The 15,315-nt window shown below is 40.5% G+C and carries 11 protein-coding genes; 4 read left to right on the top strand and 7 right to left on the bottom strand.

From position 1 onward, the window contains the following. Positions 1-6 precede the first annotated feature (6 nt). On the bottom strand, positions 7-819 hold the full coding sequence (locus AC5JM2_RS34570; RefSeq protein ID WP_495840523.1) for a helix-turn-helix domain-containing protein: 813 nt from the start codon (positions 817-819) through the stop codon (positions 7-9). Between the two features lie 32 nt (positions 820-851). Beyond that, positions 852-1,610, bottom strand: a complete 759-nt coding sequence (locus AC5JM2_RS34565) for a pseudouridine synthase (protein WP_495840522.1) — start codon at positions 1,608-1,610, stop codon at positions 852-854. A gap of 160 nt (positions 1,611-1,770) precedes the next feature. On the opposite strand from AC5JM2_RS34565, the gene AC5JM2_RS34560 reads away from it, so the two are divergent. Continuing rightward, on the top strand, positions 1,771-2,487 hold the full coding sequence (locus AC5JM2_RS34560) for an LmeA family phospholipid-binding protein (protein ID WP_495840520.1): 717 nt from the start codon (positions 1,771-1,773) through the stop codon (positions 2,485-2,487). A gap of 311 nt (positions 2,488-2,798) precedes the next feature. On the opposite strand, the gene dps is transcribed toward AC5JM2_RS34560, so the two are convergent. Both dps and AC5JM2_RS34550 read right to left on the bottom strand, forming a co-directional pair. Next, on the bottom strand, positions 2,799-3,347 hold the full coding sequence (gene dps, locus AC5JM2_RS34555) for a DNA starvation/stationary phase protection protein Dps (RefSeq protein WP_495840518.1): 549 nt from the start codon (positions 3,345-3,347) through the stop codon (positions 2,799-2,801). Positions 3,348-3,769: 422 nt separating this feature from the next. Then, positions 3,770-4,666 carry a helix-turn-helix domain-containing protein gene (locus AC5JM2_RS34550; protein WP_495840516.1) on the bottom strand — a complete coding sequence of 299 codons (897 nt, stop codon included), beginning with the start codon at positions 4,664-4,666 and terminating at the stop codon, positions 3,770-3,772. 1,430 nt (positions 4,667-6,096) lie between these two features. On the opposite strand from AC5JM2_RS34550, the gene AC5JM2_RS34545 reads away from it, so the two are divergent. The 3 genes from AC5JM2_RS34545 (at position 6,097) to AC5JM2_RS34535 (ending at position 9,470) form a co-directional block, all read left to right on the top strand. Beyond that, positions 6,097-8,229: a secretin GspD/PilQ domain-containing protein gene (locus AC5JM2_RS34545; protein ID WP_495840514.1), complete on the top strand. Its 2,133-nt coding sequence runs from the start codon at positions 6,097-6,099 to the stop codon at positions 8,227-8,229. A gap of 301 nt (positions 8,230-8,530) precedes the next feature. Next, positions 8,531-8,728 (top strand): hypothetical protein, encoded by a 198-nt coding sequence (locus AC5JM2_RS34540; RefSeq protein WP_495840512.1) that lies wholly within the window; start codon positions 8,531-8,533, stop codon positions 8,726-8,728. Between the two features lie 55 nt (positions 8,729-8,783). Continuing rightward, on the top strand, positions 8,784-9,470 hold the full coding sequence (locus AC5JM2_RS34535) for a uracil-DNA glycosylase (RefSeq protein WP_495840510.1): 687 nt from the start codon (positions 8,784-8,786) through the stop codon (positions 9,468-9,470). 127 nt (positions 9,471-9,597) lie between these two features. On the opposite strand, the gene AC5JM2_RS34530 is transcribed toward AC5JM2_RS34535, so the two are convergent. The 3 genes from AC5JM2_RS34530 to AC5JM2_RS34520 all read right to left on the bottom strand — a co-directional run bounded on the left by AC5JM2_RS34530 (position 9,598) and on the right by AC5JM2_RS34520 (position 15,048). Further along, entirely contained in the window at positions 9,598-10,755 is a 1,158-nt protein-coding gene (locus AC5JM2_RS34530; protein WP_495840508.1) for a trypsin-like peptidase domain-containing protein, read from the bottom strand. Between the two features lie 53 nt (positions 10,756-10,808). Next, complete coding sequence (locus AC5JM2_RS34525) at positions 10,809-11,027, bottom strand: hypothetical protein (protein WP_495840506.1); 219 nt, start codon at positions 11,025-11,027, stop codon at positions 10,809-10,811. A 316-nt stretch (positions 11,028-11,343) separates the two neighbouring features. Then, the gene (locus tag AC5JM2_RS34520) at positions 11,344-15,048 is read right to left on the bottom strand and encodes a tetratricopeptide repeat protein (RefSeq protein WP_495840504.1); all 3,705 of its coding nucleotides are present in this window, start codon (positions 15,046-15,048) and stop codon (positions 11,344-11,346) included. Between the last annotated feature and the right edge of the window lie 267 nt (positions 15,049-15,315).

Genomic DNA, 15,315 nt, shown 5'->3' with positions numbered 1-15,315 from the left:
CTCTGCTTAGGATCTAGTATTAGCTGCGATCGTCACTTCTTTGACTGTACCCGGTTCTCCGAGTTGCTTGGCTTGTTGCTTGTTAACACTCATCAACACGCCACCCGCATTACCTGCTTTCACTGTCAGTTGTCCCTGGGCCATCCAAGTGCGTTGAGTCCCCTGTGGGAGTTCACCCTCGTACTGGAGTTTGCCATCGGCTACCACTTTTATCCAAGATGTCTGTTTAAATGTCACACCAATTTGCACCTGCTGCGGTTCTATGGCGTTGTCAGATAATTTACTGACAGCTTGAACAAGTTGTACTTTTTGATTTTGGGTGGTTTGTTGTTGTGCTAGGGGCTGTGTTTGTTCTTTCTGGTTATTTTGGTTATAAGTTGCTTGTAATGTTGTTGCGTTGAGTAACTTAGACAAACCACTGACGGAGCAAAAAATTAAAAATACGTATAGTACATAAAGATGGACAGGGCGTAATTGACTCGCTGATGTCGTTTTCCAACCTAAGTTTTGGCTGAACTGGTCTATATCTGTAGGAAAAGTAGTGGAAAACTCTGCGCCATTCAACCCTAGTGCATCAGCAAATTGCCGTATCAAACCCTGAGTGTAAATTGGCTCTGGGAGTTTAGTCAAATCACCTTGTTCTATCGCCTCTAATAGTCGTTGGGGAATTTTGGTCAAAAGGACCATTTCCTCTAGCGATAAACCCTGTCCCAAGCGTAACGCCAACAGTTGAGCACCCATTTGGGCGAGAATTTCGGCTCTTTGTTGCTCGAATGAAGGTATTGACTCATCCTTGTCTTTCTTTGTTTGCCACGTCATATACTGTTACACTCCTTAACCACACTGAATCTTTAATAGGAAACTGCTGCAATTGCTTTTTTTAAAAAATGAATTTCAAACTCTTCTAGATGACGATACTTACCTTCACCTAAGTGAGCTTTTCCAGGCGTTTGTAATTGAATAGAACCGATAGCAGTGCGATGTAGTTCAATAACTGGGTATCCCAATTGTTGAGCAACACGGCGAATCTGACGATTTCTCCCCTCCTTCAAAATAATTTCTAAGCAGCAAGAAGAAACAAACTTTTCTATCACTCGTACTTGTGCTGGTCGTGTTTTTGTCTCCTCCAATACCACACCCTGACGCCACATCTGTAGCACTTCTTGTGAAGGATGTCCTTTGACCAAAACACGATATGTTTTAGAAATACTGTGACTGGGATGAGTTAGACCAAAAGTAAGATCTCCATCGTTTGTAAGTATTAATGCTCCTGTAGAGTCTATATCTAACCGACCTACTGGGTGAAGACCTTGACCGGAACTTATTTGTTTAGGAAGTAAGTCTAATACAGTAGGTCTGTTTAGTGGATCTTCACAAGTGGTAAGCACTCCGAATGGTTTGTGCAGTAATAAGTAAATAAGGTTAGGGCGCTGTAGGACAGACACTACCTTTCCGTCAACCGTGATAGCATCTGTTTGGGGATCAGCCTTTTGACCCAAATGTGCCAATTCACCATTGATGAGCACGCGTGACTGCCTGATCATTTCTTCAGCTTCACGACGTGAGGCTATACCCCATTGAGAAAGAATTTTTTGTAACCGTGCCTGCATGTGGGAAGTACTGATAATCAATCAAATGATAATCAATCAAAATGTTAATCAGCAAATAATTTTTCTACATTTTCTCATTAGTTGCCCAAAACGCTACATTAACATAGCGTAAAAATTCTAGGTATCTGTCAATTAGAATAATCATAAGCAAAACGGTTAGATGCAAGAGTCTCATTTACACTCGAAAAAATCACACAAAACACGTATTGTCACAAATGTGTTGACAGCAGCACTCAAGCTGTGGCTGAAAACTCAAGTGAGCCAAGTCTCTCAACTGGAAGTGGAAATCAGAGCCAGCGATCGCCAACTTCTGTCTGGTTGCATTCCTTGGGTATCTGTTTTTGCCAGTCATGCTGTATATCGAGGTCTCCATCTTACACAAATTCAACTAGTTGCAGAAAATATTCGTATCAATATTGGCTCAGTACTCAAAGGACAACCACTACGACTATTAGAAACAGTACCAGTAGTTGGTGAATTGATCCAATCACAGGAGGATCTCAATGCGTCTGTATCATCTACCTTGTTATCAACTGCTTTACATGAGGTTGTGGTTGAACTTTTACCAGAACACCACTTCAAATCCGAGTCCATAACTTGGAAAAAAATTGACCTTGACCAGAGTAAAGCAACACTCTTCGCTATTTTGGCAGACGAAGGTAAGCCTACTCATTTAGATATTAGTATGAGTCCGCAGCTAGTTAGCACACAGGAGTTGCAACTCTCATCAATTCAAGTTAAAACCGATACAGGAGGGCTACTTGAGCCTAGTCACAAAGAACTTTCTTTCAATCTGGGATCGGATGTTGATATCCAAGAATTAACTCTTATCCCAGGAAAGTTAGTATGTCGTGGAAGGATTAACGTCAACCCCTAATAATTAAAAATAGAAAAATTAAATCAGTTAATCTTTATATGTAATTATAAATTTAGCCACAAAATTTAGCTAGAAAATGTTTGGTTAATCTGAGTACAGTTTTTCCTTATTCCGTAGCACTGTGGTTTGGCTTGAGATAACCGCACCTTAGCCAATAATCGCTACGAAATTGTGCCATCCTGTACTCAGTGAACAGCGCCTAACACGGGTTCCAGAGGCAGTGCGCCCTTGTGGGCAAACGCCCGAGTTTTAGCACCTGCCGTCCGGTTGTGGCAACTGTGGAACTTTGGAGATTTTCGACAGTTGTTTCTTTAGTTATGAGAAACTACTCGATGATCCTCATCAAAGCATGAGGTCATCAGCTGTTCATCCAAAAACCACAAATGCTTGTCAATGACGCTAGAGATTTCTGCGTAGATGTACGCTGTCTCAGCATCCCCCAAAATAGCAGTGCGGTCAATATTCTCCCATAGCAAAGAGGCATAGATGGATAGACGCTCTGCTAGGGATGCTATGTGTTCTTGACTTTGTGTAAGATGAAAGGGGTATTCAGGTAAGACTGAATGTTTGACAGCAGATCGAGCTGTTCCTCTGGCTAAACCACCAAGAGTTGTTATTCTCTGAGCAAGCATATCAATGTACAACTCTAGTTCAATTGCAATTTCGTGAAATAATTTGTGTGAAGGATGAAAGTTCATGCTTTTCACATTCCAACGGGCTTGCCTGAACTGAGTCTTAAGATCAATAGTAGTTGCCAGCGTTTGGTTGAGGATGTCAATCAGTTGCGCTTGAACTTCTAAAGTTGTACTATGGCGAATAGTATCAGGGCGAGTACAGCGAAGCTTACAATTGTCGCTCATACGCTCTCCTTTATTTCTCCAGATAAGAAAAGGACGTAGTGGTAAAACGTCCAGTAAGCAGTTTTTTGCAAACGTCTCTTTGGAGATGCACCGCAACACTCATCACTCTGATTCGATTTCTCCCAATCCCTTGAATTTGGCAGGACTATTTCTGGGCACCACAACAAGAAATGCGGGGGATAAGGGAGGATGTTATCTCCCAGCTTCTTTGTTTGATCGCAAGAGTTGTTAAATAAACAACCTTGCCGACGAATTTGAGCGGCAATAAATGAGTCCTGTGTTTCCAAGGGGAACTCTTAGGAGAATCTTTTGGATCGAATACCACTAGCCGAGATTAATAGGGACATTGATGTTTATTTAAAGGTATATGAAATCCTGATTACTACTGTCTAGAAGATTCTTGCTATTTTGTGATATTCTTGCTAAATTTTTGCACGAATTTCTTTGGGTGTTACTCCCAGTACGCGCTTGAAGTGACGTGTGAATTGACTTTGATCAGCAAAACCTACTTGTGACGCCACTTCAGAAATTTTTTGTTTATTCTGTAGCAGCAGCATCCTAGCACGCTCAATGCGGCAGTGCATCACATATTGGTAGGGAGAAAGCCCAGTAGACTGCTTGAACAAGCGGCAGAAGTGGTACTGACTTATGCCTGCTTCTTTTGCCATGATGTCAAGGAGTAAATTATCTGCCAAATTGTCGATAATAAATTCAATGACTCGCTGTAGTTTATATTTCGGCAATCCTCCTTGATATTCTGGAAATTTGTGCTTAGGCGCAGAGTAATGCTGCAAGAGATGAGCTGATAGTGCAGTTGCCATTGATTCAGCATAAAGACGGCTAGGCGACCTATCTGATTCCAGTGCTGTCTTAAGGGCAAGCCCAATTTGATAAATTAAGGGATCAGGCTTGGAAAAGTGTGGTATAATCTCCACAACATCCTGATTAACTAAATCACCAGCAATATTTGAGACAAACTCAGAATTTAAGCACAAAGCAATAAATTCTGACTCTTGAGAAGAAGATACCTTGTGGATGGTTTGGGGAGGAATAATCGCCACATCGCCAGGGATAGGACTTTCAGTTTTGTGGCAATCACCAAGCGATCGTTCCAAATGTGATTGACTACGGAGACGAATAGCAAGTGTATAATGGGATGCATAATGTTCAGGGCTTTCATACTCTGGTTGAATGTGATACTCCAAATATAAGTTTTCCCATTTAGCATGGTGGCTAGATAACACAGGTCGTCTAGGAAGTATACGCCTGCCACCTTCTACTCTAGTTGCATCAATCGCTAAAGCTTTCTGCGTTGGCATTAATTTCACCTTATCTGTTGGGCTTTTGCTATTAATCGTGCTAAAAATGTGTTGGCTATAACTTGTAAGCTGTCCCGCATTTGATTTGTATACGGCTATTGGCTAGACTTTCTACAATGACTGGTTTTTTCCCTTGTACATTTTGAATTGATTAGTTACTTGGTGTTGGTAAATCTAACTTTTTGGGCGACTATTGAATTAGCGTTACTCTCTTGAATTAGCGTTACTCTCTACAAGAAATACGCTTAACAGGTGAGACGAGCCCCCGTCTTGGTGAACCAGCACTCTTCGTAGGGGAGGACAGTGCCGTGGGCGGGTTTCCCGACTTGAGACACCTGTCCGTTGAGCCACTGCGTTGGAGAGCCAGCGCTATGCAGGAGGGTCTCCCGACCTAGGCGCTGGTCTCACCTGCTGCATCGTGCTGGTCTTACTAATGACTCATAACAAGAAAATTCGCAGTTTAAATGTATGAGATCTGACAAACAAAATTGCAACCGTTTTCTTCTTAAACGCAAGATAACGGAAATATCTCCTTTGCTTATAAATTTGCCTCAAGGCTAGATACAGACAATATCTTGTTGCTTTTAGTAATGGTCATGATTACTATTGGCACAACACACGACTGCTGCTTTGGAATTCACGCATTCGCTTATCACCGTTAATGCAGGGTACCCGTTAGGGCAGCCGTACCGCAGGCATAGGGCATAGATTGGAGTCTCCTCCAAAAATGCTGCTTTGTATACCTATGGCACGCCTTACGGCTAACACATGATTGCGTGCGCTTTGCGCTTACGAAGATTTCCTGAGCGCTACAAACTTCTCTCAAAATTCAAAAAGCTTGTATTACAAGCTTTTCGTGGATTTTGAATAGTGGTTTTTTTTGGCGATCTCTACTAGGAAGAAATTAAAGTAATTGTTGCAAATACTAATTTAACTATAAATTCCACATTCAGCACCTTGAACAATAACACAGCATAATTACTCATATTTTGCTCTTTACATAGTAATAAATAATCATGCTATACTGAGTCAAATGTTCTTTAAAATACACTTTCTTAGTTGATTGAGTATTTTAGGTAGTATCCTTGCATCTTTAAAAACAGTAAAAACCGATGGTGGCAGTTGAGGGTGCATTTATAGGGGAAAAATATATTTATAAAATTTACAAATTGTAAAGATAAAATTATCAGAGGCAGTATCTGCCGAGGGGACATACGAACAAGTGTTACGCAAGCTTGGGTCTGCCAGTGGCTGTCAGGTAAAAAAACTGTTCAAGATGAACAATTATAGGGAAATATATCAACGTAGTTGTGTTGATTGTCGAGAAAGCTATGCTAAGAGCTTAGCTGCCAAAAGCTCAAATCGCTTTGATCCAAAGCACAGGACAAGCAAAGTTTTTTGTTAGGTTTTTCAATTGTGAGGAATAAACTGTGAAACAGCTTCACGCTAGTGATAGTAGTTTTGTATTAGGTGCTGCTGCAATGATTGTTTTCGCAGCTCAACCAGTATGGGCAGAGACTACTCAAATTACTGGAGTGCAGCTAAGTCCAGTTGATGCTGGAATTAACGTCATATTGAAAACTGCTTTGAGTTCACGCCCACAAATTTTTACGACAAAAAAAGGTAACTCTTTAGTCGTAAATATTATTAACACTCAATTACATTTACCAAAAGGAAATACTTTCCGTCAAGATAATCCTGCTTCAGGAATTGCTTCAGTGACAATTTATCAGCTTGATGCCAATAGCATTCAGGTGATAGTTACCGGAACCAGCAGCGCCCCCAACAGTGAACCCGTGGTGCGACAGCAGAATAACATTATTCTGAGCTTTACCTCAACACAACCAAGACAGGCGAGGACGAATACAGCACAAGCAGTACCAATACAAACTGCGTCCCCTGTTTCTCCCTCACCTCAACCTACACAACCAGCAGCACCAGATTTAGATACGAACCAAACTTCGCCTATCTTGCCAAAAGCGATCGCACCACCTGTAGGTGATATTGCTATCTCCAATCTCGATGCTTCTTTTAACAACATTGACTTAGGAACTCAAGAACGGGTGTCTCGCTTGGTATTGCGAGAAGCCCCAGTACGTGAGGTTTTGTCACTGCTGACTCGTGCTGCTGGTCTTAACCTGGCTTTCGCAGGAAGAGAGACTAAAGAGCAAGCTTCTTCTGGACAGCAAAGTACTACTAGGAGTGACGAACCAACAATCTCGCTAGATATAGAAAACGAGTCAGTTCAAGATGTTTTTAACTATGTCTTGCGCCTGAGTGGTCTTGAAGCAAACCGCAGAGGACGGACAATTTTTGTTGGAACGAAACTGCCTAATGCCGTTCGTGATGTAATTGTACGTAGTGTGCGACTCAATCAGGCAAAGGTGGACACAGCATTAAACTTTTTGGTTGGTTTAGGGGCAGAAAGTGCAGTCAGCCGCGAACGTCAAGTGACTAGTGTTAGTGCTGTACCTGTAAGTGGTATTGTCAACCCCCTCACCCAAAGTCAGACGACAACAGAAACCAAAATTGAACGTTTAAGTCTTGATGACTCCAAATATTCAACACCCTTACTCCGAGGTTTACAAGCACTAGGAGACGAACGCACCAATTCCATTACTTTAATTGGTTCTCCCAAGCAAGTTGAAATGGCGACATCTCAGCTGACTCAGCTTGATATCCGCCGTCGGCAAGTCGTCGTTAACGTCAAAATTGTCGATGTTAATCTACTGAACACAAAAGACTTTAACACTAGCTTTTCGTTTGGCATTGGTAACAACTTCTTTACTAATGATGGCGGTGCAGCAGTTCTCAATTTTGGCGGTTCTAGACCAGCGACCAGTTCTGAAGTGAGTGGAAGTGTATCTAGTTCTCCAACAATCAAAAACCCATTGCCAGAAAATCCGCTTAAGTTTCCTAAACGTTTGCTTGTTAACTTACAAGCTCAGGTACAAAATGGCAATGCTAAGATTTTGACTGACCCCACCTTAATTGTTCAAGAAGGTCAAAGCGCAAGTATTAACCTGACTCAGGAAGTAGTAGGTAATATAAAAAGGCAAATCGTTCGCGATCAGAATTTTGCCACAGAAACAATTGCAGCGGATAAAGAACAAGTAGGTTTAACCCTAGCTGTTAAAATTGAACGGATTGATGACAATGGTTTTGTATCTCTCTCAGTAGCTCCCACTATTGCAGCTCCTCAGGCTCCAGCTGAAATTAACTTAGGTTCGAGTGGTAGCCAAAGAATATTTTTAGTTTCTAAGCGTGTTCTTAATTCTGGCTTAATTCGTCTGCGTGATGGTCAGACATTAATTCTCAGTGGTATTATTCAAGATTCAGAGCGAGTAAATGTCTCTAAGGTTCCTATATTGGGTGACATTCCGCTTCTTGGTTCACTCTTTAGAAGAACAAACAAAACTAATGAACGTAACGAGGTGATTGTATTGCTAACGCCTCAGATTGTAGATGATTCAGAGCGCTCCTCTTTTGGTTACAACTACAACCCTAGCCCTGAAGTACGGCAAATGCTAGAACGTGGTGGTTTACAACTGCCGAAGCGTTAAGGCTGTGTGTTCAAAAATTGTGCGTTCTTATAAAAAACACAAGGGGTGCATCCCAGTTTTTATTTTGTAATCATAAAATAACTTGTCATTGCGAGGAGGGACGACGAAGCAATCCCACAATCTCTCACTGAGCACCAGTTGATAGGATTGCCACGCTCCACTTCGTTGCGTATGCCCTCCGGGCACGCTACGCTAACGCTGCGGACAGGCACAAAAATGGGATGCTCCCAAACACAAGTTTTGATCGTAAAAATACAACCATTACGAGCGATAATAGTATACAGAGCTAAAAGTACTTGAAATGTTGTTAACCACTTCTGCTTGTTGTGCTGTTAGTCTGATTCAACAACAAGATCAAAACAATTATAACCATAAAAAGCAGTCTGCACAAATGCAATGTGTTGATACTCCACTTGACAACTGCAAGAGTATGTCTAAAAATTGCACTGTTGTGGAAAATGGTCGTGTCGTTGTTAAACCAGCACAAACACAATTCTAATACCAATTCTTAATTCAATCCGCTGCCCTGACATTCTTGGTGATAAAACCCACACATGAGTAACGAACAACAACTCAGTCTCTTCGAGGATTCAAGTATTGACTCGAATGACCAAAAAGAGCTGATTCCTAAAGACGCGAAAATTCCCATTCCGACTGGAACCTATGCCAATATGACGGAATTGGCACAGCATTGCGATCGCTGTTACCGTTGTAGTTTGGGAAATACACGTACTCATGCTGTTGTTGGAAGGGGTAATCTTAAAGCACCAATTATGGTTGTGGGGGAAGCACCAGGTCAAACTGAAGACGAAACTGGCTTACCCTTTGTTGGTAAGGCAGGACAGCTTTTAGAGAAAATTTTTGCTTCAGTTAAATTAGATACTGAAACGGACGTTTATATCTGTAATATCAACAAGTGCAGACCTCCTGATAACCGAGTTCCTACGACTGAAGAGATGGAAGCTTGCAAGCCTTATTTATTGGAACAAATTCGCCTGGTTGATCCAAAAATTATTCTTTTTGTAGGTGCAACGGCTGTCAAAGGATTAACTGGTGATAAGCGTGCAATTTCTAAAATTCGTGGAGAGTGGATGGAGTGGGATGGGCGTTTGTGTATGCCAATTTTCCACCCGTCTTATTTGTTACGTAACCAATCCCGTGAAGTCGGCAAGCCTAAGTGGTTAACGTGGCAGGATATACAAGCTGTGCGTGCTAAGTTTGATGAAATGCAGAACAACTAGTAGCTGGTAAGTTTAATTAAATATAAAATGTAGTGCGGGCATCTTGCCCGCGAGCGAGACGCTCGCACTACTGCTATCTACGAATTAATTACGCCTACCTACTTAACATCTGCTGTTTGTAACTATTTTATTTCTGAGAAATCACAGCCTGTAATCTGTAACTCCCGGATTCTCCTGCTTCAAAAGTGTTAGCTAACAGATAGTAGATACCATTTTCAGGCAAAGTCACTGTCAATTTAGCATTAAAATCTTTTGGAGAGATGTCGTCGTTTTCCCCTACTAGCGTCTCTTTAGCAGGAAGCAGTAAGTATAAATGAGAGTCTATTTGTTTACTATCCATCTCAATAGTTACTTGTTGACCTGCTTTCCCTTCAAATGCATAAATGTGAAAATAGCTATTGTTTGGGAGAGTGCGATCGCCTTTTTTTAAAGCTGCTTGTAGAACTTGACCATTCAAGGGTAAATCCTGTTCTTTTGTATTGCTAGGTTTTTGGCGTTGAGTGGCTACCTCAGCGTTACCTCGTTCTACGGCTACCAAAAAAGGCTGGACTATATCTGTAGGAATTGCCAAACTAAGGCCAATAAATCTTTTAATTTCGGTATCATTCAAAATAGCACTATTAACACCAATCACTTGACCACTAGAGTTGAGTAATGGTCCTCCAGAATTACCAGGGTTAACAGCAGCATCATGTTGAATTAAGCCTGATTTGGTGTCAATGCGGCTGATAATCCCAGAAGTTAAAGTATTTTGTAATTTCAGACTCAAGGGAGTACCAATCGCATAGACCGATTGACCAACTCGCGCTGAACGAGGGGAGGCTAAACGCAGGAAGGGCAAATTTTTCTGATTGCGAATTTTGAGCGCTGCTAAATCCAAGCCACCAGATGCAAAACCAAGCACATCAGCTAAGACTTGTCTACCATCAGCAAGCACTACTGCAACAGTTTTCGGGCCATCTTGGACAACATGAGCGTTAGTCAAAACTAGACCATCTGGACTCACAATAAAACCACTACCATGTCCTCTATCTAGAGCGATCGCAACTACAGCCGGACTAGCTTTTTCATAGAGGCGAATCCGGTTTTGTTCTTCAGAGTTGTTTGCTAGGATAATTTTTGATTGTCCTGCTTTAGTCGTTTTACCTAGCAAGGTAGATTTCAAGTCTTGAGGATTTTGAGTAAGAGTTGGCAATTGATAACCCAATACATTCTCGATACCAATTACACTAATTACAGTGGTCAAAATTGTTGAAGTTCCTATCTTTAATAATTTGCTTTTCATTGCAGGATTCCCTTAAAAAGTAATTTATTTACTGTTCATCATCTTATTTGTGTTCACCAAACCAAGTCGGAAATTGAGAAGAAATTCTTCCAGGTGAGACAAGAGTTGATTTTGGTGAAGTTTTTTTCAACAACAGCTAATGCCAATTTGAAAAAAGAATGCAACACATCGGTTAAACTCCTCCCCAAGGCATCGGCTACGGTGTACACACAAGTCATTTGAGATCTTGCACCATAATTCTCGTCCGCCAAGAAATAAATTTCTTGGCTCAAAGTTTAAGTCCGTTAAAACGGACTAAATAAGTCTTTCAGTCCGTTTTAACGGACTTTGGCTATGAGCCTTGAACTTAAGTTCAAGGCGTACTAAAGTCAAGGTGCAAGATCTAAGTCATCCCATCACCCGAAATTTTCTCGGAACCTCACCCTGCCCTATCGGGCATCCCTCTCCTTAGTAAGGAGAGGGAAAGATTTTAGCGCAGCTAAAAGCGAGGGTGAGGTTTTGAGTGAGATGTGTGTACACGGTAAGTTGCTAAGGGGAGCCAGTGCGTCAGGGGTTATCTGTCGCAAACATTTTTTGAATTGGTATAACCTACTTCTTTACTCGCAATGCTTGGATATTAGGATGAGAGAGGAGCTTTTCTCCCTCTGCAATTAGGCGTGTACCCCAGAGATTTTGTTTGAGAACCTCAACATCAGCTAAAGTTTTATCTAAACGCAAGGTAGCTTGTGCCATATTTAGAGCCTTTTGTTGCTCACCTCTGCTATGTAAAACTACTGCAAGTGCTAATTGCGCTCCTGTTAAGTCACTATCAACTTGAACTGCTTTTTGCCACTCTTGAATAGCCCCTTCAACATCTCCTTTTTCATATTTGATGTAGCCAATTTTTGTGTTAGCTGCGGCAAATTTTTCATTTTTGACAAGCGCCTGAGCATATTCTGATAATGCAGCGTTATCGTCTCCTTGCTTTTGGTAAACAACACCCCGACAGTAGTAGCCCACGGCATCATTCGGTTGAAGTTTAATTGTTTGATTGCAATCTGCTAGTGCTGCTTGATAATCTTTTAACTCTTTGCGAACAAAACCCCGCCAGTAGTAGCTCTTGGCATCATTGGGTTGAAGTTTAATTGCTTGATTCAAATCTGTTAGTGCAGCTTGATAATCTATCAAGAAATAGCGGACAACACCCCGCTGGTTGTAAGCGTTGGCATTATTGGGTTGAAGTTTAATCACTTGGTTATAATCTGCTAGCGCTGCTTGATAATCTCTCAACAAATAGCTGAGATCACCCCGCTGGTAGTAAGCGCTGGCATTATTGGGTTGAAGTTTAATTGCTTGATTGTAATCTGTGAGTGCTGCTTGATAATTTTTCAACTCTTTGTGGACATTACCGCGCAAAACGTAGTATCTGCTATTATTGGGTTGAAGTTTAATTGCTTGATTGTAATCTGTGAGTGCTGCTTGATAATCGTTCAACTCTTTGCGGACAATGCCCCGCGAAACGTAGTTGTCGGCATTATCAGGTTGAAGTGTAATCGCTTGGTTGTAATCTGTGAGTGCTTTTTGATAGTTGTTCAACAAAAAGTGGACATTACCCCGCTGCTGATAGGCGTTGACAGCATTGGGTTGAAGCTTAATAGCTTGGTCGTAGTCTGTTAGCGCTGCTTGATAATCCTTCAAATCTCGGTGGAAATTACCCCGCAAAGAGTATTTAACATAATTGGGTTGAAGTTTAATCGCTTGATTGTAATCTACTAGGGCTTCTTTATACTTGTTCAACTCTTTGTAGACACTAGCCCGCAAAACGTAGTAGTTGCTATTGTTGGGTTGAAATTTAATCGCTTGATTGGCATCTGCTAGCGCTGCTTGATAATCCTTCAAATCTTTGTGCAAATAACCTCGCCAGTAGTAAGCCTTAGCATTATCAGGTTCAAGTTTAATCGCTTGCTTGTAATCTGCTAAAGCTGCTTTGTTATCTTTAATCTCAACATATAAATTACCTCGCGAAACGTAAGCATCATAATTATCAGGTTCAAGTTTAATCGCTTGCTTGTAATCTGCTAAAGCTGCTTGATGCTTTTTCAACCTAACATGGATATCACCTTGGAGAACGTAGTTATTGGCATTATCAGGTTGACGTGTAATCAATTGTTTAGAATCTGCTAGTGCTGCTTGATAATCTTCCAACTGATAGAGGACATAAGTCCGTATTAAGTAGTTGATCTCAAGATCCTGAATCTTAATCGCCTCGTTAATTGCTTCTAGTGCCTCTGGATATCTATTTAATTGAATTAATATGGACGAACGAAACAAATAAAGACTAAAGTCTTTATCATCTTTCTCACTGTACTCAATAGCCTTGTCAACTGCTGCTAGAGCTAATGGATATTTTTCCAAACCCATTAACACATTACTTTTATATTTCCATACTTCATAAAAATTTGGTTGGAGAGTAGTTACTTTCTCAAAAGCAGCAAGAGCTTCCTTATATTTATCTTTTTCATTCGTTAGGACTAAACTAAGTACAAAATGAGCTTGATAATAGTTTGGTTGAGACTTAACTATTTGCTGCAAAATATCAGCAGTTTCTGCAAAATTTCCGATTCGCCATATTTTATTAGCATATTGTAATAACTCATAATCATTAGCATTGGCTGCTGGCTTTTGGATAGCAAATAATGGATGTTCCCACAATGAATTAATTTCTGAATATTGTATAGTTTGTGGTTGAGATTTATTACTATTGTTGACGAGTCTTAACAATTCTTTATTGAGTCCTGCTTTTGTCGCTAAACCCAGAAGTGTATTGCTGGGTATTCCTAAACCAAAACCAATTTTAACTGGGCTTTGATTTGTATTATTACTATCAATTTGATTAAGCTTTCTAGGATCAGCACCTAAGTTAATCCCAATTACTTCACCCATAATATTTAGTACTGCTCCCCCACTCATTCCGGGTAGTGATAAATTGGAATAACGCAATTCGTGACCAAGGTTAAGTAAATTGTTTACATAATAAGGTATTGGTACTTCATTGCTGTCTACATCCAAAAATAAATCTTCTTTTACTGTAAGAAACCCTGCAGTTAATTTATGCTTTCCCCTATCTACTGCAGGAAAACCAGATACAAATACCAACATCTTTTTTTGGTTAGTGTTATCCAAAGCAGAGCGATTTTCTTTAGAGATAGTTGCAATTGTGTAGTTTTTATTGCTAGTAAACTTTATGAGGGCTGCGTCAGTTCCCTTTGAATTAAAGTTTTCTGGTTGCACTGGTTGTACTGCATATCGTTCGCCATCTGAGGTAAGAATTTCATAAGAGTCTGACTTTTCTACCACATGACGCGCCGTAGCCACATAATAAGTTTGTCCTTGTTGAGCAATTATGACTCCGGAACCATTACCATTATTTTTCGAGTCAATCCTTACAGTAATCTTTTGAGCAATGTTATTAACGTTATTGATTTTATCAGCTAATGTATTACCTACTGGCGGTTTTTCAGCTTGCTGCTTCTTCTGCCATTCTGCGGGAATAACTGCTAAATTTGGGGCGACTTTCGCTAAAGTTTGAATGGGAACAGCAAAACTAAATTTTTTCAATCGCTGAATTTCTTCTGCATTGGGAATCGTCCCATTTTGATATGTGTAAGTTTCGTTTAAAATTGCATTGTTATGTAAACCATTTATCCCGATTAATTTACCTTCTTGATTTAATAGTGTTCCTCCACTCATTCCTTGTCGAATTTCATTGGTATACCCGATTTGATACCCACCAATTAATGGTTGAGGAGATACCAGAGATATTTTGCCATTGGTGATGACTAATTCTTTGCTATCATCGGGGAAGCCAGCAGCTAAGACTTCTTGATTTTCGGATAAATTAGAGTTGGTTGCTAAAGGAACAATTTGGTAGTTTTCTTGAGCTTGAAACTGCAAGACAGCTAAATCATTACCTGATAAAGAATCACCGCGACTAATAACTGTAGCGTTATGAGTTTTACCATCAGGTGTTTGGATATTATGAGTTGCTTTGGCACTAATAACATGGGCGTTGGTTAGAATCGTGTAAGTGCGTCCTTGTCTGCTTATTAATACTCCACTTCCACCTTTATTAGAGCTAAAGACTTTAACAGTGACAGCTTGAGCTAGTTGACGAAGTTTTTCTAGAGTTAGGGTATTATTTGCAAGTATAGAAGTTGGTTGATTAGATACTTGCTGAGATATTTTAGCGGAGGCGCTAGAGAGGATGAGGAAACCACTTAAGCAAGCGATCGCAATAATATTAAAGCGTTTCATTTTTTCAATTGATTAAAGTAATGTTGAGTAAAGCCAGAGATAAGAAAAATGCTCGTAGTCAGCACTTTAGCTATTTTTGTAGGGTGGGCACTGCCCATCGAAACCGCAAACTCTCATTTTAATGCTGGTAGGCAGTGCCCACCCTACGTTTGTTGAGAATGGTGCAAGATCTCAGTAGATAAGAAAAATGCTCGAAGTAAGCACTTTAATGCTTCTTAATTAAAGAGAAATTATGGTAAGCATCTAAGTTTTACCTGGCGCTGAAGC

It is taken from the genome of Brasilonema angustatum, from assembly GCF_059505445.1.
This window is presented reverse-complemented; position numbering and strand designations above follow the sequence as displayed.

Bases quoted from the DNA above. Each gene is read 5' to 3' on its own strand.
- AC5JM2_RS34535 (WP_495840510.1), top strand. From the start codon at position 8,784: ATGAGTAACGAACAACAACTCAGTCTCTTCGAGGATTCAAGTATTGAC.
- AC5JM2_RS34565 (WP_495840522.1), bottom strand. From the start codon at position 1,610: ATGCAGGCACGGTTACAAAAAATTCTTTCTCAATGGGGTATAGCCTCA.
- AC5JM2_RS34550 (WP_495840516.1), bottom strand. From the start codon at position 4,666: ATGCCAACGCAGAAAGCTTTAGCGATTGATGCAACTAGAGTAGAAGGT.
- AC5JM2_RS34570 (WP_495840523.1), bottom strand. From the start codon at position 819: ATGACGTGGCAAACAAAGAAAGACAAGGATGAGTCAATACCTTCATTC.
- AC5JM2_RS34540 (WP_495840512.1), top strand. From the start codon at position 8,531: ATGTTGTTAACCACTTCTGCTTGTTGTGCTGTTAGTCTGATTCAACAA.
- dps (WP_495840518.1), bottom strand. From the start codon at position 3,347: ATGAGCGACAATTGTAAGCTTCGCTGTACTCGCCCTGATACTATTCGC.
- AC5JM2_RS34560 (WP_495840520.1), top strand. From the start codon at position 1,771: ATGCAAGAGTCTCATTTACACTCGAAAAAATCACACAAAACACGTATT.
- AC5JM2_RS34520 (WP_495840504.1), bottom strand. From the start codon at position 15,048: ATGAAACGCTTTAATATTATTGCGATCGCTTGCTTAAGTGGTTTCCTC.
- AC5JM2_RS34530 (WP_495840508.1), bottom strand. From the start codon at position 10,755: ATGAAAAGCAAATTATTAAAGATAGGAACTTCAACAATTTTGACCACT.